Source organism: Metabacillus sp. RB-C-LZQ-3-1 (assembly GCF_058315175.1).
Map to the genome: position 1 here is coordinate 87,772 of NZ_JBZFLI010000012.1, position 20,784 is coordinate 108,555.

A 20,784-nucleotide genomic window follows, 5' to 3' on the forward strand; every position below is an offset into this window, starting at 1 on the left:
ACCTCCATATATGTATACACTTTTATTTTAAAGCACAAGATGAAAAAAGTATAATGAATCAAATGAATAATAAAAGGTATGTTAAACAAATTCTTTAACAAGAAGGACTATTGTTATATGCTATAATGAAGAAAATATTTTTATCTATTTACAGATTAGAGAAGTTTTAGACGGTTGTATCTCCGGATTTAGATCAATGTGGAATTACTCTTATCATTCCTGTTTAAATAGATGAATACTTCCTAAGAATGTCAGAATGAAAGGAGCATAACATTGGAATTATTATTTAATTTTCCCTTACTGGCTTCACTAGCAGCTATTTTCTTTGCACAATTCATCAAGGTTCCGATCTATTTTATTGTTTCAAGAAAATGGGATTGGTCTTTAATCACGAGCACAGGCGGGATGCCGAGTTCACACTCAGCAGCTGTTACTGCCCTTTCAACTGGCGTAGCACTTGATCATGGTCTGGATTCCTCTATTTTTGCTATCTCAGCAGTATTTGCCATCATCACCATGTTTGATGCAACAGGAGTTCGAAGACATGCTGGTGAGCAAGCTACGGTTCTTAATCAGCTTGTCATAGATTTCAATAAATTTGTTGAAGAAGCAAAGGTATGGCCCCAAAAAGCTGATCAAGATAAACAAAAGAAATTAAAAGAACTGCTCGGCCATCAACCTATTGAAGTATTTTTTGGAGGTTTAACCGGCATTCTTCTTGCCTTGTTGTTACATTACTTTTTTGTCATGTAAACATACATAGCTGAATATAATAAGTATTTATACAAAAAAGCTAATGGCTGCTAACCATTAGCTTTTTGTTTTGCTTTTTATATATTTTTGCCTAAATACCTGCATAGATTCTTCTTCATTTAATTTTTTTAACTGTTCTTCTGTTAACTTCCCGTCACCCATTTTTACCACATACACATCTAATTGTTTTTTGCCCCAGTTAGCATAAACATCATTTACTGTTTCATAGTAGAGATCTAATCGATTCCCCTTAATCGCCCCACCTTTATCTGCTACAACTCCATAGCCATACCCAGGAATAAAGAGAATGGTTCCTAATGGAAAGACATCCAGGTCTGCTGCAACAGTTGAATATAAATCACGTTTTACTTTCACACCTGAGTATGTAATTCCGTAGCTTGGGTGATCTGGATGTTTTCCTGTTGATTCTACTCCAGCTGTATAGCCTGTAGCAACTACCTTTTTTACAGGATATTGTGACCAGTCAATGGCTTCTTCTAATGATACCTCTTGATTTACAGTCTCAACACTTGAAGATATCTCTGTTTGTACTGATGGTTCACTATTCATCGACTTAAATGTAAGTCCTAAAAAGCGAAATCTGCCATCGTTTTCACCTAAAGGCTCATCTTCAATATTTGCATGATCTTTATTGTACCAATTGACTACATCCTTAGCTTCTACTCCTGAAATAACCTCAAAAGTTGTTGTTAATGCACCAAGAAATAATATCGACATGAAAAGCCTTCTACATACTCTTTTTATACTGATCATATATTTCCTATTCACTCCTCTCACAAATCTATTCGTTCCCAATTTGCTGAGGAAATATTCACTTTTAACAGGAAACATATTTTACCAGTTTGAAAGCTGACAATTCATTTCTCCATTATCTTTGAATCCCAAAAACCATTAAGCCCTTCTGATAAATAACAAAAAGGCTGGTCATCAATTAGATGATGACCAGCCTTTTTGTTGCCAAAATTAAAACATTTGGTAGCCTCTTTTTCGGAGCATCTTAATGATCACTCCTGAAAGAATGGCACCAATTAGCCCGGATGATAAAATCAATATATCTGCTAAAGCTAATGACAGAATTTTATCACCTAAAGCTGAAAAAGAAGCACCAGGTTTTTGAAAATATTCTATAAATCTCACATTATCTATAATAAAAATACAGACAATTGGGTACACAATTGCCATAATCCAAGACATGCGTAAAAGCATATTTAATAAAAATCCAATACCAAAAAATAAAACTAAAAATAATAGCATTGATATTAGTAAAACAGGTAAGCTTAACATGTCTATCACCTCCATTACACCATTTTAAGTGTACTGAACAATAGATAGACAGTCAATCCTTACTCAGTGAACGTTTTATGACTTCTTCCCTGTTCCCTCACAGCTATTGCAAGTTTCTGAGCCACCTAAGATCAATTGAAAATACCCTTTTCCAGCACAGTAAGGACATTCCTTCGTCTCTACCTTAGTTGTTGTACTCATTATCGTCTCTCCTTTAGGATTGAAATGGTTGTTGATACAATATACCAATTATTCTGACAATGATAAAGGAAGAAAATCTTACAAAAAGGTTTATGTAAGCGAATACAATATATGTTTCCTTTGCAATACTCCGGAATTCTTATTTTTTAGAATATTATAAAAATAAAGTGTATGACCTATACCCGAATTGGTCCCCAGGATGAAAATAATCGTATTTCATTAATTTAGACTCAATTTTCATTCTGGCCAAGTCTTTTAGTAAGTTTGATGAATCAGAGTTAACTTCCAGTTCATTAGGCTTCATAAAGACTGCTTCTTCTATTTCTTTCTCTTGAACGAAAATTTCCTTTGTTTTAGCCATTAAGAAAAAAATAATCATATTGTCACTAATGTGTTCTCCAATCACACCCGACCTAATTCCAACGACTCCTTTAATGGTTGTACTGATTCCTGTTTCTTCTTTAACCTCTCTTAATACCGCTTCATCTACCGTTTCACCCTGATTAACAAATCCAGCGGGAAAAGACCACATTCCTTTTAGCCCACCATATCTTTTTTTCACTACAAGCCACTCACCATTCTCATTCTCAACAATACCTGAAACGGCAAGCCATACGTTGCCCCTTTTAGACTGACTCATGCCTTCACTCCCTCTCTAATTCATTCTATCATGTGAAAATGGGAATAAAAAAGACAAGAGCAAAAGCCCTTGTCTTTGAGAATAATCTTAAAGGATGTTAAATTTACCTTTTTTCAATACTAATGAAGGACCACCAACCATGTATAATGCACGGTTATCAATCATTTTTTTCATAAATGATGCCTTTGTTCCAACAAGTTTTTTACCAAATACAACACCAACTGCATCGTCCTCACCAAGTGAAGCTACAGAACCTTTAATATCTGGTGTGAATGTAGCCATTTCACCACGGCCGCGAATCGCTACTGCTAAGTTTTTCGCACATGTCTCACCTTGTTGCATTGCGATTTGAGCAGTTGGAGGATATGGACGATTGATTTCTTCATTAATAATTAATGAACAATCTCCAATGATAAATACATCCTCATGTCCTGGAGCGCGTAAGTAACCATCAACTTTTACACGGCCACGCATGTTTTCAAAGCCAGCTTCTTCCACAACGCTGTTACCGCGTACACCTGCAGCCCATACAACTGTACCAGCTTTAATTGTTTCAAGCTCCTCGCCTTTAGCAACAATGATTCCATCTTCGATACATTCTTTAATTGCTGTACCGATCATGAATTCTACACCTTTCTTTTGAAGGTGATTTACTGCATAATCAACTAACTCAGGATCAAATCCTGGAAGTGCTGTTGGAGCTGCTTCAACACAGATAATACGAACTTTATTAAAGTCAATATCGTACTCTTTGCAAAGTTCAGGAATTCTGTTTCCAAGCTCACCTAAGAATTCGATACCAGTGAATCCTGCTCCACCTACAACGATTGTTAAGCGCTCATCTTTTTTCTCAGCTTCCATGTTGTACGTAGCAAATTGATATTCAATATGCTCACGTAATTGTCTTGCTGAATCGATGCTTGTAATACCAAATGCATATTCTTTTAATCCTTGAATACCAAAAGTTTCAGGATGTGCACCTAATGAGATTACTAAATAATCGTACTCAACCTCACCATTTTCTAAAACAACTTTCTTCGCTTCTTTATCAATTGAAACAACTGTATCTTTTACAAACTTCACACGGTTGTTATCAATGATGTCTTTAATTTGGTAGCGAGCACGATCGTGATGCAACGTACCTGCTGAAGCTTCATGCAACCATGTTGTTTCATAGTGATAATCATTTTTATTCACTAATGTAATTTCAGCTTCATCAACACTGATTTGTTTCTGTAAACGTGTAACTGTAATTAATCCACCATAACCTGCACCTAAAATAACGACTCTTGGCTTTCTCACCGATACATCCACCTTTTCCATAAGATTGTTGTCAAAATTCGAATGATGTTATTACTATAATCCACCGAATCACAACATTTTATTTTATTTAAGAGATAAAACTTTGTGAAATGATTCACTTACCAAAACACACGTTGGTTATTTTCTCTTAGAAATACATATAAATATATATAATTACACCTATATTTCATAATATCTATACTATCAATTTTTTTCAAGTAGTTTTTTCTTACAAGGTAGTATATTTTTTTTTGAAAATACATTATAATTTAGAATATTTCGTCTATTTTTTAAAAAATAAGATTATAAAGGATATGAGACATGAAATAATGAACTTAGTTATGATAAGATTTTTACATAGATGTGAAGAGGAGGATGTTATGTGAAAGAAGATACGAAAGTTTATGATATAACCATTATTGGCGGAGGACCTGTCGGGTTATTTACCGCTTTTTACGGTGGAATGCGACAAGCGAGTGTAAAAATTATTGAAAGCCTTCCACAACTAGGCGGACAGCTTTCTACATTATATCCTGAAAAATACATATATGATGTTGCTGGCTTTCCAAAGGTAAGAGCTCAGGAACTTGTTAACAATTTAAAAGAGCAAATGGGGCAGTTTTCCCCTACTGTCGTTTTAGAACAAGCAGTAGAACAAGTTGATAAAAAAGCAGATGGTATTTTTAAGCTTACAACGAATAGTGAGGTTCATTATACAAAAACAATTATTATTACAGCAGGTAATGGCGCTTTCCAACCTAGAAAATTAGAACTTGATGGTGCAGAAAAATATGAAGGCCAAAACTTACACTATTTTGTGGATGATTTATCTAAATTTTCCGACCGAAATGTAGCGATTCTCGGCGGCGGTGATTCTGCCGTGGACTGGGCACTCATGTTGGAGCCTATTGCTAAAAATGTAAAATTAATTCATAGACGTGATAAGTTTAGAGCTCATGAACATAGTGTTGAGCTTCTTAAAAAATCAAAAGTAGATATTCTAACACCATTTGTCCCATCTGAAGTTATTGGTGATACATCGATTAGACAATTAGTTTTAGAAGAAGTAAAAGGTGACCGTAAAGAGGTCCTCGAAATTGATGACCTTATTGTGAATTACGGTTTTGTCTCTTCACTTGGGCCTATCAAAAATTGGGGCTTAGCGATCGAGAAGAATTCAATTGTTGTAAATTCAAAAATGGAAACAAATATTGAAGGAATCTATGCAGCTGGCGACATTTGTACGTATGACGGAAAAGTGAAGCTTATTGCAAGCGGATTTGGTGAAGCACCTACTGCAGTTAATAATGCAAAAGCCTTTATGGATCCAAAAGCACGAGTCCAACCTCTTCATAGCACGAGTTTGTTTAATTAATTAAGAAAAGCGCAAAGCTCTAACCATTCGGCAACAAGCATAAGGCGTGGCGAATAGGAATAGAAAGTGCTTTTCACCTTCAATTTCTATTTTACTAGACCTAGAGCCGGTGGCGCCTGGAGCTAGACACTAAAACTAAGTACCAAACTTTTATATATGAAAAAAACGACTACTAATTCAGATAGTCGTTTTTTTCATGATTAACACTCCTCTGGAGTACCAGTATTTGTAGCTGTTCTAAATGATGATCCGCATCCACAACTTGCAATCGCATTTGGATTATCAATTGTAAATCCGCCGCCCATCATCGATTGTTTAAAATCGATGATTGTTCCGTTTAAAATCGGCGCATCTTCTTTTTTAATAAGAATCTTCATACCATGCTGTTCAAGAACTTGATCATCTTCACTTATCTCATGCTCAAAGCCCATACCATAGGAAAGGCCGCTACAGCCTCCTCCCTTTACACCAACACGAAGATAGGCATTTTCCTCTTCATGTTCTTTCATCATATCTTTTATCTGATAAGCAGCCGCTTCTGTAATTTTGACAATGTCGCTCATATTATATACCTCCTTGCTTTTAATGAAAGGATCTATTTATAGTATACATCTTATAGATCTAATCACTCAAATAATTCACCCTATTAGACATAATTCATATCTTTATTTTATGAAAAATGTTCCTGTGCAAACAACCTCTGCCGGACCTGTCATTAAAACATTGCCAGTTTCAGTCCAATTAATAACAAGATCTCCACCTGAAAGGTGTACGATTGTTTCTTCTCCCTGTGACGTATGGCCATTTAATACAGAGGAAACCACTGCTGCACAAGCTCCAGTACCGCAAGCTTGGGTAACACCTGACCCCCTCTCCCATACTCTAAAGTGCAGCTCATTATTTGAAACAACTTCTACGAATTCCACATTTACCCCTTCCGGAAAACGTTCATCTTTTTCTACAACTGGACCTAATGTAGTTACAGGGGCCTGGTTGATATCATCTACATAGAAAATAAGATGTGGATTCCCCATTGAAACTGCTGTCGCACGGTATTCTTGCCCGTCAAACTTTATTGGTTCATTGATTGCTTTTTCTTGTTCAGGACCTGCCATTGGGATCTCTGACTTTAATAATCTTGGTTTTCCCATATCTACTGTAACAGACTCTACTACATCTTTTTGAACATGAACTTGCGCTTCAACAAGTCCTGACAGAGTTTCAATTTTGAATGTATCAGTTGTTACTAATTTATGTTCATATGCATATTTGGCAACACATCTTAACCCATTGCCACAATTTTTCCCTTCTGATCCATCGTTATTAAAAATGCGCATTTTCACTTCTGCCTGATCAGAAGGGCAAATAAGAATTAACCCGTCAGAACCAATTCCAGTGTATACACTTGATACTTTTCTTGCGATCTCAGGCAATGCCTCCTCATGAAGATTTTCTTCAAAAAGGTTCACATATATATAGCTATTACCTAATCCGTGCATTTTTGTAAATTGAAATGAACTCATCATACGCCTCCAAAAGTCTTTATTTTTATTAGTATAAAATGTTGGAAAAATGAAAACAATAGAAACATCCCCCGTTTGATAAGTAAAAGCTTCCTGGATGTACAGGGAGCTTTTCTTTTACCTAAGAGGACTTTTAACCTATAAATCCCGAAAAACTAGTCCTTTTTTCATAATATTCTGTTATAATCAGAGTATTGAATACTCGCTCATTAATCTACCAGGAGTGATCTCTATGATTAAAGAACCGGAATTCCTATATGAACAAAAAATTAAGTGTAATTTTTGTGAGAATAGATATATAACGAAAAAGGTGCGGTCACGTTTTATTCGTGCTCACAAACATGATACTGATTTCTGTTCATTCTATATATCCACAAACCTGAATCCTCTTCTATATTACGTTTCGGTTTGCCCGAAGTGTGGATTTTCTGCTTCTGAAGAATGTACAGACTATTTCCCTCCAAAATCAAAAGATCTTATTCAACATAAAATCTGTGATAAATGGGCTGAAAAAGATTATGGACAAGAACGTACATTGGACATGGCGATTAACTGCTACAAATTAGCCATCTACTGTGCAACGATGAAAAATGAAAAACATATTGCACTTGGTGGCCTCTATCTTCGGTTAGCTTGGTTATTTAGAACAGAGAAAGTAAATATGCAAGAAGAACAACGCTTTTTAAGACTTGCACTTGAAGAGTATCTCCAATCTTATTCAGTTGGTGATTTCTCAGATACAACCTTTTCTGAGATCAAGCTTCTTTACTTAATAGGAGAATTGAGTCGTCGAGTTGGTCTTGCCGGTCAAGCAATACTGTATTTCTCAAGGGTTATTGAAAAACAAAGGGAAACCATTGAAAAAGGGATTATCCAAATGGCCAAGGATCGCTGGAGTGAAATACGTGAAGAAAAAAAATCAGGTTAGAAAAGCGCAAGGAGCTAAGCATTCGGCGACAAGCATAAGGCGAGTAGGAATGGAAGGTGTTCTTTACCTTCCATTCCTACTTGACTAGACCCTAGAGCCGATGGCGCCTGGAGCTAAACACTCAAACTAAGTTCAAATTTTTATACTTTTTTACCTGGTTAGAAAAAAAAGCCACAACCGTGGCTTTTTTTAAAACATTGGATTTTCCTCTAGAAATGTATACACATTTTCAACTAGCTTATCTGGTGAATCACCCGTGACCATTTCTCCATTTACTAAAGCATATAATGAATGACCACATTTACCACAAAAACTTAAACAACCATATTCTATAATATCTAAATTAGGGTCCTTTTCAAGCTGCTCTAGTGCCGCTTGTGCCCCATTAGCTAAATTACTTATACAAAATTCAATAATTGGCTTCATTTATTACCACCTCTCTATTCCTCCTATCGTAATAGGAGATGCACGAATTCGTCAAATTTTATCCCATTCTCAACAGGCAGTAAAACTTCTTATCACAGCTTCTAGAGAAGCAAAGAAAAAATAGGTTTCGGATAACTGCCCGTAAGATCCGGTAAACCTCACTATCCATCATTGGGGATAAATCCCCTTATGACGGAAGTCTCGCTTTATTATACTCTATGTTTCCTATCATAATAACCCTTTTCATACTGGAACTTTTAAGAGATGGAAACTTTTTTGAATAAATATATAAATAGGATTGTAAACACTATCTAAATAATTCATAATTGTGTTGTACTATATCTTAAAATAGTTTATCCCGCAAATAAAGAAAACGTTTTTGACGTGTTAATATTGTGATGAAATGAGAATTTCGTTATACTTTTTATGGCATTTTTAATTCGTTAAAAAGGGGCAACTATTTTTTACAAGAGTTTTTCTCTTTTCTTATTTATTCATTTATACATGAGAGATTGAATACAACATTAATGTGTGTATTTATCCCTCTATTTATTTTTAAAGAGTTTTTTAAAAAGCAGGGAAAAAGGAGTATTAAAAATGAAGAACCTAGTTATTCTTGGTGGTGGTTACGGTGGAATGCGTATCTTACTTCGCTTGCTTCCGAATCAATTACCTGACGATGTGCAAATTACTCTTATTGATAAAAACCCTTATCACTGTCTAAAAACAGAATATTATGCTCTTGCAGCAGGAACCATTTCCGATCATCATATTCGCGTTTCCTTTCCAGAGCATCCACGGCTTCAAACTGTTTTTGGCACAATTACAAAAATTGATCCAGACAAAAAAGAAGTTATCCTACATGAGGATACAACCGTCACATACGATGATTTGATCATCGGCTTAGGTTGTGAGGATAAATATCATAATGTTCCGGGTGCTGATCAATATACATATAGCATCCAATCAATCGACCAATCTCGTGAAACATACCAAAAATTAAATAACTTACAAGCAGATGCTACAGTTGCAATTGTCGGAGCGGGATTAAGTGGTGTTGAGCTTGCAAGTGAGCTTAGAGAAAGCCGCAAGGATTTAAAAATAAAGTTATTTGACCGAAGCAAGAATATTCTTTCGAGTTTTCCTGAGAGATTAAGCAGCTATGTTGCAAATTGGTTCACTGAACATGGTGTTGAAATTATTAGTGAGGCCAATATTACAAAAGTAGAACCGAATGTTGTTTATAATCATGATCAACCATATGAATGTGATGCTATTGTTTGGACTGCAGGTATACAGCCGAATAAAGTCGTTCGAGATCTTAATGTTGAAAAAGATAATCAAGGTAGAGTCAAACTAACAACTCAGCACTTCATCCCGCAATATGAAGATATTTTTGTCGTAGGTGACTGTGCAAGTCTGCCACATGCTCCTAGTGCTCAGTTAGCTGAAGCACAAGCTGAACAGATTGTTCAAGTCTTACTAAAAAAATGGAATAACGAGCCCCTTCCTGAAATCTTTCCACCATTTAAATTAAAGGGTGTACTAGGATCATTAGGAAAGAAACAAGGCTTCGGACTCGTCAATGACAGGCCATTAATGGGCCGTGTCCCTAGATTATTAAAATCCGGTGTCCTTTGGATGTACAAGTATCATAACGGATAATAAAATAGCAGAAGTTGCCCGCCTATCGGCTCCTGCTTGACACCAACACTAGACGAGAAATTATTTACTTCTTATCATTTTAAAAACACACTCATTTTGCTTGAGTGTGTTTTTATAGTATCTTTACTGACTTTTATACCCATACTTTTCCATTTCTTCAAAAATGGACTTCAGCCGGGGATTTCCTTCACCAACGACCTTTCCTTCAATTACTACAAGAGGATAAAAATACTCATCATCTAAAATCTTTTGCACAAATTCTTGCTTTTCCTCATCTTCCTGAGGTTCATCAATATCGATATATGTGATATGAAAAGGCTGATCTACAAATTTTCGCTTCAGGGCTGAATCCAGCCATTCGTACGTTTCTTTTGCTGACGGTAAATTTATACAGCTTGGACAAAGCACCTCTGCTCCATATACACTAATTTCAACTTTTTTCACCATGGCACCACCGTTCTTTTTCTTCATTGTATTCTAATTCTTAAAAACTTTCCATCTTCATTGTTGGGTATACTTACTAATGGAAACAGGTAGTTATCTCTTACGTTTACATAATAAATATGGTAATATATACTTGCTTACTTAATAAAAAATTGAATCATTCGATTAGATTTTTCTCGCCATTTCAAATATAATATGGAATAAGGAAAGGAGTCGATTATAATGACAACTGAAACTGCTATGTTTGAGCAAGTTCAAGAAGTACTTGATAAATTACGTCCATTCTTACTTCGTGACGGAGGAGATTGTGAACTTGTGGATGTAGAAGATGGTATTGTAAAACTTCGCCTTTTAGGTGCTTGTGGAAGCTGCCCAAGCTCAACAATCACATTAAAAGCTGGTATAGAACGTGCATTATTAGAAGAAGTACCAGGAGTTGTAGAAGTAGAGCAAGTTTTTTAATTTTATTAAAAGTTCGGTACGCCATGGCTTTATGGTATACCGAGCTTTTTTTTGTTTTTCTGCTGATGTAAAAAAGGATTCGGATCTAACTCCGAACCCTTTCCCACTATAGACTCTTTATTTCTTGTACCTGCTCTACTCGACAGCCTACTACATCTATATCTAAACACTCAACATTACAATTTTTAAAATCATTAGCAAGTGCTTCCGCAAGGACATTTCCCTTCCCTTTTTCAGTGAAACAAATGACGGTTGGGCCTGCACCACTTAATGCTGAGCCATAGGCTCCTAAATGTTGAATTTTTTCTTGTACAGCTTGAATCTCAGGAATTAGCTTGCCACGATATGGTTGATGGAATAAATCCTTCCCCATCATCTCTCCAACTAGTTTCCAATTATTTGTTAAAAGTCCAGCTACTAGCATATTGCTAATCGCACTTGCTTCAACAGCTTTTTTATAGGATAGTTCCTGTGGAAGAACATTCCTTGCATCACTTGTGAAAACCTCATATTTCGGAATCACAACAACTGTATCTACATCAACATCCTTCACACAAACCAAGTCTGTTTTTCCTTCTTGGTGTAATCCGATAACTAAACCGCCATATAGAGATGCTCCAACATTGTCGGGGTGTCCCTCTTCAAGACTTGCAATTCGAAGCTTTTCTTCATCAGTCATTTGCAGCTGACAGAGCTGATTGGCGAGCTCAATTCCTGCAATAATTGCTGCGGCACTGCTGCCAATTCCTCTCGCCATTGGAATATCACTCCACACCTTTACTTCACATGGAGGAAGGGTCTGATTGTATGTCTTTGCAACTTGAATGGCCACTTTAGCAATTAGGTTATTTTCATTTGTTGGGAGATTCTTTACATGCTCAGTCATTGGAATAAAAAGCAAATTGTCCGCTTTTTGTATTTCAAGTGTTAAATACTTACCAAGAGCTAGACCAACAGAATCAAAGCCAGGACCTAAATTAGCAGTACTTCCCGGAACGATAATTCTTAACATGTCCCCTTCAATCATTGTACTGGTACTCCACTTAATTGCTGTAAGAATGCTTCTTCATCATTTGGAAGGACGATCGGCTTAATTTCAGAAACATCAATCGCTGTGTTAGGATCTTTTAATCCGTTTCCAGTTAAAACAGCCACTACCTTGCTGCCTTCTGCAATAAGGCCTAATTTGCGATGCTTAATAAGACCTGCAATTGATGCACATGAACCCGGCTCAGCAAACACACCTTCTTCACGAGCAATTAATTGATATGCTTCAAGGATTTCCTCGTCAGTTACAGAATCAATTCGGCCATTTGATTCTTCCTTCGCTTTTACAGCAGTTTCCCAGCTAGCTGGATTTCCAATACGAATCGCAGTTGCTACTGTTTCTGGATTTGCAATTGGTTCGCCACGAACGATTGCTGCTGCCCCTTCTGCTTGGAAGCCGTGAATTTTCGGTAAGCCTGTTTGTTTTTTCTCATTGTATTCCTTGAAACCCTTCCAGTAAGCTGTAATATTCCCTGCATTTCCAACTGGAATCGCAAGATAATCCGGAGCACTGCCTAATTGCTCACACACTTCAAATGCGGCTGTTTTCTGACCTTCAATTCTGTATGGGTTAACAGAGTTTACTAATGTGATTGGTAACTTCTTGCTGATATTACGAACCATTGTTAGGGCATGGTCGAAGTTTCCTTGAATCGCATAAATTTCTGCTCCGTACATAACCGCTTGTGCTAATTTGCCGAAGGCAATTTTCCCATCAGGAATAAGAACGATACATTTCATATTTGCTCTTGCTGCATAAGCTGCTGCTGCTGCAGAAGTGTTTCCTGTAGAAGCACAAATAACTGTATCACTGCCTTCTTCTTTTGCTTTAGCAACTGCCATAACCATTCCACGGTCTTTAAATGAACCAGTAGGGTTAGTTCCCTCTGTTTTGACATAAAGCTCCACACCTAGCTTTTCTGAAAGCTTAGGCATATGGATAAGGGGTGTATTTCCTTCTTGAAGTGTTAATTTAGGTGTTTTATCTGTAACAGGTAAAAACTCTGCAAATTCTTGAATTAAACCTTTCCACATCATACTAATCCGTTCCCTTCTACACGATACGTACTTTTTACTTCTTCCACTACGTCTAAATCATTAAGGAGCTGTAAAATTTCTTCAAAGTCACTTTGTGCAGCCTTATGTGTAACAATGACAATTTCAGCAAGATTGCTGTTTTTAATTGGCAGCTGCAGAATCTTCTCAAAGCTTACGCCTCTTTCAGAGAATAGTGAGGTAATATTTGAAAAAGCTCCAACTTGGTCTTTTGCACTAATTCTTAAAAAGTGTTGAGCGTAAATATGCTCGGTGCTCTTTAGTTGCTTTTCAAATTGAGGTGCTACCGCATGTCGACCATTTACATCAAGCCTCATGTTTTTCATTACACCAACTAAATCAGACACAACCGCCGTTGCAGTTGGCAAACTTCCTGCTCCAGGACCATAAAACATTGTTTCACCAACAGCTTCACCATACACATACACCGCATTGTACTCATCATTTACTGATGCTAACGGATGAGTTTCAGGTAATAATGTCGGTTCAACGGATACCTCTATTTTTCCATTCTCACGCTCAGCGATTCCAATAAGTTTCATAGTATAGCCAAGGCGTTTACTATAGCTAATATCGTCATCTGTTACACTTGAAATCCCTTTTACATTGACATCTTCTAAATCAACATGCATAGAAAAACCAAGTCTCGCTAGGATGGCCATTTTTCTTGCCGCATCTAAGCCTTCCACATCTGATGTAGGGTCTGCTTCAGCATAACCTAAATCCTGTGCTTCTTTTAGAACCTCATCATAGGCACTTCCGAATTTGGACATTTTAGTTAAGATAAAGTTAGTTGTTCCGTTCACAATTCCCATCATTTTTGTAATCCGATCAGATGCTAATCCATCTACTAAACTACGTAAAATTGGAATTCCGCCTGCAACACTTGCTTCATAAAACAGATCACAGCCGTTCTCTGTTGCAATCGATAATAATTCTGTTCCGTACACAGCCATCAGATCTTTATTTGCTGTTACAACATGTTTTTTCGCTTTTAATGCTTCAATTAAATGCTTACGTGTTTCTTCCACGCCACCCATTACTTCAATAACTACATCGATATCCGGATTTGAAATAACATCCTCCACATTTGTTGAAAGAAGTTCTTTATCGATATGAACTTGACGATCCTTATCTAAATTTTTAACAACTACTTTCTTTACTTTCACAGGACATCCTACTTGATGCATAAGTTTATCTTGATGGTCTTCGATAATTTTAACAACACCACTACCAACCGTACCAAGACCTAAAAGTCCAACATGAATTGCCTCCACACTTCTCCACTCCTTCTTGTATATCTCTAAAGTACAACTGTACTCTCATAAAAGACACTAATAATATACTTGTCATTATAAAATGCTTAGAACTGTTTTACAAGGGTGAATTTTCAGTTTTTTAAATTAAAACGTTTTCATGAAGAAAAATGATTCAAATCATGCCTTTTTTATTAAACGATAACCTTTGTTTTTGGTTCATCACCATTTAAAACAGCTGTTATATTGACTGCACAAAGATTCATCATGGAGTACCTAGTTTCATAGCTCGCACTTCCGATATGCGGGAGTGCCACAACATTATGTAATCCAATAAGAGGATGATCGGCTCCAATCGGCTCTTTCAAGAAGACATCAAGGCCTGCTCCGGCAATTTCACCATTCACAAGTGCATCATAAAGATCATCTTCATTCACAACTGCACCTCGACTCGCATTAATAAAAATAGCTGAGTCTTTCATTTTTTTAAATGCATCTTTATTAAAAAGTTCCTTTGTTTCTTTAGTTAAAGGGGCTAAGCAGACAATAAAATCCGAAGCTGCAAGCAATTCATCAAATGGACAGTAAATGGCACCTAATGTCGTTTCTGCCTTTTCTTTCCTTGAACGATTATGATAAAGAATCTTCATTTCAAACCCAGTAGCACGCTTCGCAACAGCCTGTCCTATTTTTCCCATCCCAACAATTCCAATTGTTTTATGATGAACATCATGTCCCGCTAGTAGAAGAGGTCCCCAGCTTTTCCATTGATTTTGTTTCACAAAATCAGATGCCTCTATTAATCGTCGTGCTGTAGCAAGTAATAATCCAAATGTTAAATCAGCTGTTGTGTCAGTTAAAATATCAGGGGTATTACACACAACAATCCCTTTTGCGTTCGCATATTGAACATCAATGTTATCAAATCCCACTGCTAGATTCGCTACAACCTTTAACTGTTTTGCTTTGTCTAGTAACTCCTTATCAATAGAATCTGATAGCATTGTTAGTAAACCAGATGCCTTTTCAGCCTTTTCAAGTAAGATCTCCCGCGGACAAGGCGTTTCCTCTTCTGGCCACATTTCAACATCAGCAATTTCATATAATGGCTTTAGCTGTTCTTCTGACAATTTTCTCGTTATATAGATGTATGGTCTTGTCATTTTCTCACCTCTTTTATTATTGTAAAGCTATCTTTATTTTATCATAAGCTGTTAGATATTGGTTTTTAACAATAAAAAGAATCCCGCCAATCAACCTTGGAAGGATTCTTTTAACTGATCTTTTATGGGGTTGCTGTTAGCCACTCAATGTTGGGAAGCAATATTCTTTTCGTCTTCATCGAAAGCATACTGGCATATGCTCTTAAAAAAGATTCATAATGCCCGGAATCTTTCAGAATAAGGCTCAGCTTTTCTTCAAATAATGGTTTTACATCTTCGGGTGATAAATAGTATTCTTCAACACATTCAAAATAGTGAATAGGAAACAATAATCGACTATAAATTAATCGCCAAGAAAAAGGAGATAAGGGGGTTGTTCGGTCATACTCTTCTAGAAATTGAAAACCTTCCAGCTTTAACTGCTCTTGTTTTTCGAAATATAGATGTCTCATATACTCCGCTAAATCACGACTACCGTGGTCAAATACCCAATCAACTGGGGATTTTATCATCATTGATGGATTCCATGTTGTTGAATGAAACCTTTGATGGCAGATGGTTCCTGAATCAATTGGATGTGGCTCTTCATCAAGTTCCGTGTCGACTAAATATTGAATCGCATTTTCTGCTAAACCTAGATAATAAGGAAAAGATTCCACAAACATTTTTTCAAATGGAGTAAGTGGTTGCGTTTGTACTTTTCCTCGCCAAAACATTTCAAGTTGATCTAACCGTTTCTCCCATAACACCTTCCACTGACCGATACGTTGAGTTTTTGTGACTTGATAAGGATATAATCTTGCTTTAGCGTGGAACCGGGCAAGATCCCTTCCAGGTTGTGTTGAGCGCCCTTCCGTATAAGCAGAGCATTTCATTAATACATGTTTAGTGTGATTTTCTTCAAAAAACAAATGATTTCTTTTTGTTAAAACAATACTTGCTACATACGGCTCCCTTTTTTCAATCATGAATTGACTTAATTGATATATTTCAAATAATTCCTCTTCTTCTAAATGCGAAACGGGCACAATAATAAATTGAGTTTGATGCAAACGAAATGAATCATATCTCCCAATTTTTACGATATCTGTTACCTTAATTCCATATTCCTCTTGAATTGTTTTTTTCACCACATTTCCCCCCAGTATTTTCATTCCCTATTCTATCGTAATCATCTTTTCTAAACTTTATGATTAATTGAGGAAGGGAGTTGTGATTTTATAGAGAAGTAATAGATAAGGGGCAAGTTTCCAAATTTATATGTTACACGATTAACAAGCCCTGATTTCGTTAAGAATGGTTAAAGTCATTGTTTGATGATTGCATGAATATATATGTAAACAACATCATACAATGAATGAATACACCATATGCAAATTAAAAGAATTGGGTGATCAAGATGAAAAACAATAAAAAAATGGATATTGTTGAAAAAACAGCTAGAGATTGGTTAGTCAAACGCGGAGTAACAATAGAAGATATAGCAGACCTCGTTTATTTTCTTCAAGAAAAATATCATCCTGATTTATCTATGGACGATTGCATTGAAAATGTAGAGAGAGTCTTAACGAAAAGAGAAGTTCAAAACGCCATTCTTACTGGAATACAGTTTGATATACTATCTGAAAAGGGACAATTAGAGGAACCTTTACAATCCATTATAGCTACTGATGAAAGCTTATATGGTGTAGATGAAATTTTAGCTTTTTCTATTGTCAATATATATGGATCAATCGGCTTCACTAATTATGGGTACATCGATAAGATGAAGCCTGGTATTTTACAATCACTTAATGATAAATCACAAGGAAAATGTCATACATTTCTAGATGATATTGTCGGGGCAATTGCTGCGGCTGCTTCAAGCAGACTTGCCCATCGTGCTAAAAATGTTGAATGAGGAACAAAAGCGCAAGCGCCTTGAACAGCTCCGACAAGCATAAGACGCAAATGAATAGAAGACGTTCTTTGTCTTCAATTCATTTGCGTCTTATGACCTCGAGGGGCTAGGCGCTGGAGCTGGGTGCCGCGCGCTTATCCATTTATAATTTCCTAGACCATAAGAAAAGTGCAAGGATGATCTGAAGTTTGATAGGCGATAGACGCTGGAGCTAGACACTAACACTAAGTACAAAATTTTGTACTTTCTTATACCTTTAATGAAAGCCATTTAGACTGATTAGAAGCTGCTAATCGCCGTCTAAATGGCTTTCATTTTTTATAAATGTATTAAGTTTAAATAGTCATTTAGCGAGTCTACTGAAAATGTTGGTTGTTGCTCATAGCTCTTTAAGTGTTCTCTTGTGGTAACACCTGTATGAACGAGCAATGTATCTAACCCACAGTTCATACCAGCTTTTATATCAGTATCATAATTATCTCCAACCATGATTACTTTGTTGGGGTCAACTCCAAGGACTTGTAAGGCTTGTTCAACAATGATTTTCTCAGGCTTTCCGATGAAAATCGGCTTTGTATTGGTAGAAACTGCTACAACAGAGGTTAAAGCACCATTCCCTGGTAGCAGACCTCTTTCTGTCGGAATAGCAATATCGGCATTTGTGGAGATAAATGTCGCCCCATTTCTAACGGAAATACATGCTTTTGCAAGCTTTTCATATGAAATATTTCGATCTATCCCTGTAACAACAAAGTCGGGATTTTCTTCTACAAGCTCAAGCCCGCTCGATTGAAGCGCTAGTTCTAACCCCTCTTCACCTATCATATATACAGAAGCATTTGCTTTTTGTTGAGCTATAAAGTTGGCTGTCGCCTGACTGGTTGTGAACACTCGATCTTCGGTTGCTTGAATATCAAACTCATTTAGTTTCTTTGCTACCAGTTCAGGAGTTTGTGATGAATTATTTGTAACGAATAAATATGGAATATTTTTCTCTACTAAAAAATGGACAAACCGGCTTGCATCTTCAATCCGCTCTGTTCCTCGATACATTGTACCATCTAAATCTATAAGGTAACCCGCATAAGTTTTCAATTAGATTTCCCTCCTGTCTTGTTAAGAAGGCTGTTTTCGCATACTTTGTTGTTTTAATGAAGTGTTAAAGGTGAAAATTAGTTCGTTCTACTGTGCTCCAGACACTCGCTTTCCGTTCTTCACCTGCGGGGTCTCGTCCATTCCTCTTCTCCCGCAGGAGTCGAGTGTCTTAGGCTCCATTCCACTATAGAGTTAAATAGTATGTAAAAGCAACAATCTTTGCAAAAACAACCATTTTCATTAAGTAAAGCCCAAGCGCCCTGATCAGCTAGACAGGCATTAAGACGCTTGAGCAGACACCAATACTATAAGCAATATTCTATACTTTCTGATCTTACAATAGAAAAGAGGATGACATCATCGTCATCCTAATTCAAGCACTTATTTGTTTAGTGGCTTGAAAGCAGATACTGGACCTAACTCATTTTCAATGTAGGTTCTTACATCATATGTAAAACTAACCAAGCCTTGTTTATGAGAGGATATAGTTGTGACTAGTTCCTGATGATTTACCTCAAGATAGTCTTGAACTAATTTTTTCCTAAGCATAATAATTTGCTTTAAATCCTTAGAGTTTTCTACATTGACCACTTTTTCATCTAAAAGAATGTCAATAATATCCTCATAGCTTCCTGGATCTCTCATAATAAATCCATCAATCATTGCATTGCCAACATCAATGATCGTTTCAATAAACATATGACAAATTCTTTCTAGAGCCGCTTTTGCAATTTCACTGCTCCAAGAAGTTTGATTTTCAAACTGTTTGATCTTTTTGTCTAGAAAGTTTAGCTTAGCTTCAATTTGTTCCCGATCAACAAAGTACAAAATATCACCTTCCTATTATAAAGCAACACGTTCTTTTTCCATATTACCAGGCTTAGCATAAAAATACCCCTGTGCTAAATCAACCTGATTTCTCTTCAGAACATCTGCCTCTTCCTTCTTCTCTATTCCTTCTGCCACTATGAGAGAACCTGTTTCACGTGCAATTAAAATAAGACCTTTTAGCATCGATTCCTTTACCTTGCTTGTGTCAATATCTTTGATAACGGAACGGTCAATCTTGATGATGTCAGGTAGAATTTCACTAATTGTATGTAAGCTTGAGTAACCTGCACCTGTATCATCCACAGCAATTCGAAATCCTCTTTTGCGTAGTTGGTTTATATTGTCGTGAAAGAAATTTAAGCCCTCGATAGAATCTCTTTCTGTTACTTCAAAAATCATCTTTTTCGGATCAATATCAGGATATTGTGTTAACAGCTTTTCAAGCCCTGCGGTAAACCGCTTATTTCCTAACGTGATAGGGGTAAAATTGAGAAACACATCATCTAAGCAGCCTACCGAATCAATTAGATGAAACGCTTTTTCCAAGACTAACAGCTCTAGATCATAAATCAAATTTGATTGTCTAGCGAGAGAAAATAATTGAAGCGGATTTTCAAGTGCTGTTCCTTTTGGTCCCCTTGTTAAGAACTCCCATGCTTTAATTTGATTATTTGATAAATCAACGATTGGCTGGGCTAACAATGTAATATCACGTTTTTGAATAATATCCCGCATTTCAAGTAGTGTTTCAATATATCGGGATTGTATTCGTTTTTCTGCCATAGCTACAGCTTGTTGCTGAGCTGTATATAATGCTTCTTGAGTAGTTGAATGAGCTCTTTCAATAAACATATATCCAACTTCGAAAGTCTGCTTAAAATATGGATATTTTGTAAACATATATCTTTCCAATTTTGGAACAAGAATTCTAATCAAATTTTCAATATGAACAACGCTTTGCTTATCATCATTAATTTTAAAAAAGATGGTAATGCCTTCACTATAATGATCATGGACAACTAGAAGATCTTTATGGAATGAGGAATGCTCAAGAATCTCCTTAAACCCTTCCCTAAATTCTTGTTTATAATCATTTAATTGTACCGGTTCAAATTGCTGGGCAAATTCACGCAGGTTTGAAATTGTAATAACAACAACCACTACTTGATGTCCATGTGACATGGCTTGATAGACACATTCTAATATAGGGTCTCTTAGTACAAATTTCGGCGGATAATATCTTAGTTTATTTTGATGTACAAATAGTTTTCTCCACTTTTTCAACCTTGCTATATGTTTATCACAAAACCCGCTCATCATATGTACTCAACCCTTCTGGCATTAACCTATACATACGTCATATTTTATCATATTTTTCTTTCATTCGACTAATTTCCAGGAAAATTTTATCA

At 36.3% G+C, this 20,784-nt stretch carries 23 protein-coding genes; 6 read left to right on the top strand and 17 right to left on the bottom strand.

Features of this window, described 5'->3' with window-relative positions:
- Positions 1-273 precede the first annotated feature (273 nt).
- A complete protein-coding gene (locus AC4GZ8_RS18100; protein WP_491083298.1) occupies positions 274-753 on the top strand; it encodes a divergent PAP2 family protein in 480 nt (159 codons plus the stop codon).
- A gap of 57 nt (positions 754-810) precedes the next feature.
- Here the strand turns inward: AC4GZ8_RS18100 and spsC are convergent, their stop codons facing one another.
- From spsC to AC4GZ8_RS18125, 5 genes are all read right to left on the bottom strand, one after another.
- Positions 811-1,527, bottom strand: a complete 717-nt coding sequence (gene spsC, locus AC4GZ8_RS18105) for a stationary phase survival protein SpsC (RefSeq protein ID WP_491083299.1) — start codon at positions 1,525-1,527, stop codon at positions 811-813.
- Between the two features lie 210 nt (positions 1,528-1,737).
- Complete coding sequence (locus AC4GZ8_RS18110; protein ID WP_491083300.1) at positions 1,738-2,058, bottom strand: YuiB family protein; 321 nt, start codon at positions 2,056-2,058, stop codon at positions 1,738-1,740.
- Positions 2,059-2,133: 75 nt separating this feature from the next.
- Positions 2,134-2,259, bottom strand: a complete 126-nt coding sequence (locus AC4GZ8_RS18115; protein ID WP_491083301.1) for a YuiA family protein — start codon at positions 2,257-2,259, stop codon at positions 2,134-2,136.
- A 154-nt stretch (positions 2,260-2,413) separates the two neighbouring features.
- Entirely contained in the window at positions 2,414-2,899 is a 486-nt protein-coding gene (locus AC4GZ8_RS18120) for an NUDIX domain-containing protein (RefSeq protein WP_491083302.1), read from the bottom strand.
- Positions 2,900-2,986: 87 nt separating this feature from the next.
- Positions 2,987-4,222, bottom strand: coding sequence for an NAD(P)/FAD-dependent oxidoreductase (locus AC4GZ8_RS18125; protein WP_491083303.1), 1,236 nt, complete (start codon positions 4,220-4,222; stop codon positions 2,987-2,989).
- Between the two features lie 361 nt (positions 4,223-4,583).
- Here AC4GZ8_RS18125 and yumC point away from each other — a divergent pair, with 361 nt between their 5' ends.
- On the top strand, positions 4,584-5,576 hold the full coding sequence (gene yumC, locus AC4GZ8_RS18130) for a ferredoxin--NADP reductase 2 (protein ID WP_491083304.1): 993 nt from the start codon (positions 4,584-4,586) through the stop codon (positions 5,574-5,576).
- A 200-nt stretch (positions 5,577-5,776) separates the two neighbouring features.
- Here the strand turns inward: yumC and AC4GZ8_RS18135 are convergent, their stop codons facing one another.
- Positions 5,777-6,139, bottom strand: a complete 363-nt coding sequence (locus AC4GZ8_RS18135; RefSeq protein WP_491083305.1) for a HesB/IscA family protein — start codon at positions 6,137-6,139, stop codon at positions 5,777-5,779.
- Positions 6,140-6,241: 102 nt separating this feature from the next.
- Positions 6,242-7,099, bottom strand: a complete 858-nt coding sequence (dapF, locus tag AC4GZ8_RS18140) for a diaminopimelate epimerase (RefSeq protein WP_491083306.1) — start codon at positions 7,097-7,099, stop codon at positions 6,242-6,244.
- 232 nt (positions 7,100-7,331) lie between these two features.
- Between dapF and AC4GZ8_RS18145 the strand changes: the two genes are divergently transcribed.
- A complete protein-coding gene (locus tag AC4GZ8_RS18145) occupies positions 7,332-8,027 on the top strand; it encodes a DUF2225 domain-containing protein (protein ID WP_491083307.1) in 696 nt (231 codons plus the stop codon).
- A 189-nt stretch (positions 8,028-8,216) separates the two neighbouring features.
- Here AC4GZ8_RS18145 and AC4GZ8_RS18150 read toward each other — a convergent pair whose 3' ends face one another.
- Positions 8,217-8,453: a YuzB family protein gene (locus tag AC4GZ8_RS18150; protein WP_491083308.1), complete on the bottom strand. Its 237-nt coding sequence runs from the start codon at positions 8,451-8,453 to the stop codon at positions 8,217-8,219.
- Positions 8,454-9,050: 597 nt separating this feature from the next.
- Here AC4GZ8_RS18150 and AC4GZ8_RS18155 point away from each other — a divergent pair.
- Positions 9,051-10,118 carry an NAD(P)/FAD-dependent oxidoreductase gene (locus AC4GZ8_RS18155; RefSeq protein WP_491083309.1) on the top strand — a complete coding sequence of 356 codons (1,068 nt, stop codon included), beginning with the start codon at positions 9,051-9,053 and terminating at the stop codon, positions 10,116-10,118.
- Between the two features lie 123 nt (positions 10,119-10,241).
- Here AC4GZ8_RS18155 and AC4GZ8_RS18160 read toward each other — a convergent pair whose 3' ends face one another.
- A complete protein-coding gene (locus tag AC4GZ8_RS18160; RefSeq protein ID WP_491083342.1) occupies positions 10,242-10,565 on the bottom strand; it encodes a YuzD family protein in 324 nt (107 codons plus the stop codon).
- Positions 10,566-10,784: 219 nt separating this feature from the next.
- Between AC4GZ8_RS18160 and AC4GZ8_RS18165 the strand changes: the two genes are divergently transcribed.
- Positions 10,785-11,024 carry a NifU family protein gene (locus AC4GZ8_RS18165; protein ID WP_026559029.1) on the top strand — a complete coding sequence of 80 codons (240 nt, stop codon included), beginning with the start codon at positions 10,785-10,787 and terminating at the stop codon, positions 11,022-11,024.
- Between the two features lie 106 nt (positions 11,025-11,130).
- On the opposite strand, the gene thrB is transcribed toward AC4GZ8_RS18165, so the two are convergent.
- The 5 genes from thrB to yutH all read right to left on the bottom strand — a co-directional run bounded on the left by thrB (position 11,131) and on the right by yutH (position 16,679).
- The gene (gene thrB, locus AC4GZ8_RS18170) at positions 11,131-12,051 is read right to left on the bottom strand and encodes a homoserine kinase (RefSeq protein WP_491083310.1); all 921 of its coding nucleotides are present in this window, start codon (positions 12,049-12,051) and stop codon (positions 11,131-11,133) included.
- A complete protein-coding gene (gene thrC, locus AC4GZ8_RS18175) occupies positions 12,048-13,106 on the bottom strand; it encodes a threonine synthase (RefSeq protein ID WP_491083311.1) in 1,059 nt (352 codons plus the stop codon). Before thrC ends, thrB begins: the two co-directional genes overlap by 4 nt.
- Complete coding sequence (locus AC4GZ8_RS18180) at positions 13,106-14,404, bottom strand: homoserine dehydrogenase (protein WP_491083312.1); 1,299 nt, start codon at positions 14,402-14,404, stop codon at positions 13,106-13,108. The genes thrC and AC4GZ8_RS18180 overlap by 1 nt, the downstream gene beginning before the upstream one ends.
- A 173-nt stretch (positions 14,405-14,577) precedes the next feature.
- Positions 14,578-15,546 (bottom strand): 2-hydroxyacid dehydrogenase, encoded by a 969-nt coding sequence (locus AC4GZ8_RS18185; RefSeq protein ID WP_491083313.1) that lies wholly within the window; start codon positions 15,544-15,546, stop codon positions 14,578-14,580.
- A 122-nt stretch (positions 15,547-15,668) separates the two neighbouring features.
- A complete protein-coding gene (gene yutH, locus AC4GZ8_RS18190; RefSeq protein WP_491083314.1) occupies positions 15,669-16,679 on the bottom strand; it encodes a spore coat putative kinase YutH in 1,011 nt (336 codons plus the stop codon).
- A gap of 266 nt (positions 16,680-16,945) precedes the next feature.
- On the opposite strand from yutH, the gene AC4GZ8_RS18195 reads away from it, so the two are divergent.
- A complete protein-coding gene (locus AC4GZ8_RS18195) occupies positions 16,946-17,446 on the top strand; it encodes a phosphatidylglycerophosphatase A family protein (RefSeq protein ID WP_491083315.1) in 501 nt (166 codons plus the stop codon).
- Between the two features lie 318 nt (positions 17,447-17,764).
- Here AC4GZ8_RS18195 and AC4GZ8_RS18200 read toward each other — a convergent pair whose 3' ends face one another.
- The 3 genes from AC4GZ8_RS18200 to AC4GZ8_RS18210 all read right to left on the bottom strand — a co-directional run bounded on the left by AC4GZ8_RS18200 (position 17,765) and on the right by AC4GZ8_RS18210 (position 20,692).
- Positions 17,765-18,541 carry a TIGR01457 family HAD-type hydrolase gene (locus AC4GZ8_RS18200; protein WP_491083316.1) on the bottom strand — a complete coding sequence of 259 codons (777 nt, stop codon included), beginning with the start codon at positions 18,539-18,541 and terminating at the stop codon, positions 17,765-17,767.
- A gap of 381 nt (positions 18,542-18,922) precedes the next feature.
- Positions 18,923-19,369 carry a DUF86 domain-containing protein gene (locus AC4GZ8_RS18205; protein ID WP_491083317.1) on the bottom strand — a complete coding sequence of 149 codons (447 nt, stop codon included), beginning with the start codon at positions 19,367-19,369 and terminating at the stop codon, positions 18,923-18,925.
- A 15-nt stretch (positions 19,370-19,384) separates the two neighbouring features.
- On the bottom strand, positions 19,385-20,692 hold the full coding sequence (locus AC4GZ8_RS18210; RefSeq protein WP_491083318.1) for an EAL domain-containing protein: 1,308 nt from the start codon (positions 20,690-20,692) through the stop codon (positions 19,385-19,387).
- Between the last annotated feature and the right edge of the window lie 92 nt (positions 20,693-20,784).

Bases quoted from the DNA above. Each gene is read 5' to 3' on its own strand.
- spsC (WP_491083299.1), bottom strand. From the start codon at position 1,527: ATGATCAGTATAAAAAGAGTATGTAGAAGGCTTTTCATGTCGATATTA.
- AC4GZ8_RS18110 (WP_491083300.1), bottom strand. From the start codon at position 2,058: ATGTTAAGCTTACCTGTTTTACTAATATCAATGCTATTATTTTTAGTT.
- AC4GZ8_RS18115 (WP_491083301.1), bottom strand. From the start codon at position 2,259: ATGAGTACAACAACTAAGGTAGAGACGAAGGAATGTCCTTACTGTGCT.
- AC4GZ8_RS18120 (WP_491083302.1), bottom strand. From the start codon at position 2,899: ATGAGTCAGTCTAAAAGGGGCAACGTATGGCTTGCCGTTTCAGGTATT.
- AC4GZ8_RS18125 (WP_491083303.1), bottom strand. From the start codon at position 4,222: ATGGAAAAGGTGGATGTATCGGTGAGAAAGCCAAGAGTCGTTATTTTA.
- AC4GZ8_RS18135 (WP_491083305.1), bottom strand. From the start codon at position 6,139: ATGAGCGACATTGTCAAAATTACAGAAGCGGCTGCTTATCAGATAAAA.
- dapF (WP_491083306.1), bottom strand. From the start codon at position 7,099: ATGAGTTCATTTCAATTTACAAAAATGCACGGATTAGGTAATAGCTAT.
- AC4GZ8_RS18145 (WP_491083307.1), top strand. From the start codon at position 7,332: ATGATTAAAGAACCGGAATTCCTATATGAACAAAAAATTAAGTGTAAT.
- AC4GZ8_RS18150 (WP_491083308.1), bottom strand. From the start codon at position 8,453: ATGAAGCCAATTATTGAATTTTGTATAAGTAATTTAGCTAATGGGGCA.
- AC4GZ8_RS18155 (WP_491083309.1), top strand. From the start codon at position 9,051: ATGAAGAACCTAGTTATTCTTGGTGGTGGTTACGGTGGAATGCGTATC.
- AC4GZ8_RS18160 (WP_491083342.1), bottom strand. From the start codon at position 10,565: ATGGTGAAAAAAGTTGAAATTAGTGTATATGGAGCAGAGGTGCTTTGT.
- AC4GZ8_RS18165 (WP_026559029.1), top strand. From the start codon at position 10,785: ATGACAACTGAAACTGCTATGTTTGAGCAAGTTCAAGAAGTACTTGAT.
- thrB (WP_491083310.1), bottom strand. From the start codon at position 12,051: ATGATTGAAGGGGACATGTTAAGAATTATCGTTCCGGGAAGTACTGCT.
- thrC (WP_491083311.1), bottom strand. From the start codon at position 13,106: ATGTGGAAAGGTTTAATTCAAGAATTTGCAGAGTTTTTACCTGTTACA.
- AC4GZ8_RS18185 (WP_491083313.1), bottom strand. From the start codon at position 15,546: ATGACAAGACCATACATCTATATAACGAGAAAATTGTCAGAAGAACAG.
- AC4GZ8_RS18195 (WP_491083315.1), top strand. From the start codon at position 16,946: ATGAAAAACAATAAAAAAATGGATATTGTTGAAAAAACAGCTAGAGAT.
- AC4GZ8_RS18210 (WP_491083318.1), bottom strand. From the start codon at position 20,692: ATGATGAGCGGGTTTTGTGATAAACATATAGCAAGGTTGAAAAAGTGG.